2 protein-coding genes and 1 pseudogene are annotated in these 2,736 nt (G+C 70.8%); 1 reads left to right on the top strand and 2 read right to left on the bottom strand.

All coding sequences use genetic code 11. The features are described 5' to 3' along the window. Nucleotides 1-200, top strand: a pseudogene (locus ACIRDX_RS22620) (polyphosphate kinase 2); the annotation flags it as partial. Between the two features lie 10 nt (nucleotides 201-210). Here the strand turns inward: ACIRDX_RS22620 and ACIRDX_RS22615 are convergent. Continuing rightward, complete coding sequence (locus ACIRDX_RS22615) at nucleotides 211-963, bottom strand: hypothetical protein (protein WP_396627673.1); 753 nt, start codon at nucleotides 961-963, stop codon at nucleotides 211-213. Nucleotides 964-1,087: 124 nt separating this feature from the next. Further along, nucleotides 1,088-2,736: long-chain-fatty-acid--CoA ligase (locus tag ACIRDX_RS22610; RefSeq protein WP_396627672.1), on the bottom strand; the 1,649-nt coding region annotated here is incomplete at its 5' end.

Below are 2,736 nucleotides of genomic sequence, written 5' to 3'. Positions count from 1 at the left end.
CCGACACCGAGTTCGCGCCGTGGACCGTGGTGCCCTCCGACGACAAGAAGCGCGCGCGGCTCAACGTGATCACCCACATCCTGTCGCACGTCCCCTACGAGCGCCTGCCGCGGCCCAAGGTGAAGCTGCCGAAGCGGCAGAAGCCGGGCAGGTATCGGGAACCGGGTTACCCGTACCGCTACGTCGCCGAGACGTACTGATCGCCCCGCGTCAGTGGCGCATCGCGTCGAGACGGTTGGTGGCGGCCATGATGTCGCGCTGCAGCTGCCTGACCATCTGCGCGATCAGGTCCTTCCCCTTGCCGGCGGCCTCGTCGACCATCACCTTCAGTGATCCGATCGGCGAGGCCAGCAGCTCCTCGCGCTCCTTCGACAGCCGGTCGAGGTGTTCCTCGAGTTGCGACATGCGGCGCAACATCCGCAGGCGCATGGCGTCGGGGTCGCTGCCGCGCACGGCCTCGGGGCTCCGCTCCCACATCTGGAGGATCCAGCGGAGCTGCTCCTCGTCGCCCAGCCGGTAGGCGCGGTTGGCCTGCACCATCAGGGAGTGGCGATGGTCGCGGGCGTGGCCGTCGTGCGCGAGATCGGGATGGATGATCTTGGCCACCTCGCGGAACAGCTTGCGCACCGCGTCGGAGGTGAAGCGCGGCGGCACGTCGACCACGGGCGACGGACCCGTGTCGGCGGGCGGCGCTTCTCCGGCTTCCTCGGCCGCCTTCGCCTCGGCCACCTTCCGCGACAGCTCGCCGAGCTCGAGCTCGGCGATGGCGATCTCGAGTTCATCGAGCTGGTCGTGGAGCAGCCCGACCTCCTTCCGGTAGCGGATCCGGAAGGCCTCCAGTTCGAGCTTGAACGAGTCGAGGTCGGCCGTGCGCGCGTCGAGCGCGGCCTCGAGTTCCTTCACGCGCGCGTGCAGCGAGGCGAGTTCGTCTTCAGGGGTGTCGGGGCGAACGAGGGTCGTCACGGCGAGAACAGGGCATTATCGCAGGCCAAGGGACAAGGGACGAGTACGCGAGTCACAAGGGAGGCGAGGGACAAGGGACAGGGAGCCAAGGGACAGGTGACCAGACAGGGCGCCGCCTCTCTGTTCAGCGTGGCGGCGTCACTTCCTGACGCAGCAGCGCCTTCCTGATCTTCCCCGAGCTGGTGCGTGGGAGCGCGTCGACGATGGTGAGTGCGTCGGGGCGCCACCAGCGGGGGACGTGGTCGGCAAGGTGGGTGTGAAGTTCGTCCAGCGTCGGCGCCTCGTGGCCTGGTGCCACCACGAGGATGGCCACGGGGCGCTCGCCCCAGCGGTCGTGCGGTACCGCCACGACCGCCGCCTCCGCGATCGCCGGGTGCTGCAGCAGCAACGCCTCGAGGGCCGCCGAGCTGATCCACTCGCCGCCGGACTTCACGAGGTCCTTGGCCCGATCGATCACCGACACGGCGCCCGTCGGGCCGATCGTCACGACGTCGCCTGTCCGCAGCCATCCATCAGCGGTCCGCGTCTCGTTCACTGCCTGCGGGGCACCGGCCACAGGCGACCTGAAGTACGACGATGCGATCCACGGTCCGCGCACTTCGAGCTCGCCGGCGGTGGTGCTGTCCCAGGGCACGAGCGTGCCGTCCTCGGCCCGCGCGCGAATCTCCACGAGCGGCGCCGGTCGGCCTTGCGTGGCTTGCCATGCGTACTGCGCGTCGGCGGGTGCGTCCGCCAATTCGCTCGGCACGCGCGCGAGCGTGCCGAGTGGGCCGGTCTCAGTCATGCCCCACGAGTGGAGCAGCCGTACGCCGTGCCGTTCGTCGAAGGCGCGAATCGTTGCCTCGGGTAGCGCCGCGCCGCCCACCAGCATCGTGCGCAGCAACGAGAGGTCGTGGCCCGGGTGCGCGTCGAGCCAGGCGAGCAGGTCGTGCGCGATGGTCGGCACGCCCGCCGTGTGCGTTACCCGTTCCGACTCGAGGAGCGCGACGAGGCCGGCCGCGTCGAGGCGCGCGCCGGGCAGCACCTGCGACGCACCGACGAGCGCGCAACTGAAGGGGAGCCCCCAGCCATTGGCGTGGAACATGTGGGCCGCGGCGAGCACGGTCGAGCGCTCCGACAGGTCGAGCATGTCGGGCAGCGCCTGCGTGAGTGCGTGCAGCACGAGGGCGCGATGCGAGGTCAGCACGCCCTTCGGCCGCCCGGTCGTCCCCGACGTGTGGCAGAGGATCGCGCCGGCCCGTTCGTCGTGCTCCGGGAACTCGTCGGGCTCGTGCGCGGCCAGCAGCGACGCGTGGTCGATCGTGCCCACTGGCACGTCGCCCGAGTCGCTGATCACGACGATCGGCCTGTCGGCGATGAGGCGCCGCACGGGCACGAACGCCTCCCACAGCGCCGCATCGACGATCGCCACGGCGTCGTCGGCTTCGGTGATCGCGTGCGCGAGGTCGTCGGCAGGCAGCCGGACGTTCAGCGGGTGCAGGATCGCGCCCGAGGCGGGGATGCCGTAGAAGGCCTGCAGGTGCCGGGCGTGACTCCAGCAGAAGGTCGCCACGCGGTCGCCGGGACGCACGCCGAGCGCGCGCATCGCCGCGGCCAGGCGTCGGGCCTGGGCAAGGCAGTCGCCATACGTCGTACGCACGAGGCGGCCGTCGGCCTCGCGCGACACGATCGCCTTGTGTGCGAACAGCGTGTCGACCCGACGCAGCAGCGCGGCGGTCGTCAGCGGGATGTCCATCGTCAGCCCGACCACGGCTATGGGACGCCGCGCGTCGA

It is taken from the genome of Luteitalea sp., from assembly GCF_044337415.1.
Taxonomy (GTDB): Bacteria; Acidobacteriota; Vicinamibacteria; order Vicinamibacterales; family Vicinamibacteraceae; genus Luteitalea.
This window is presented reverse-complemented; position numbering and strand designations above follow the sequence as displayed.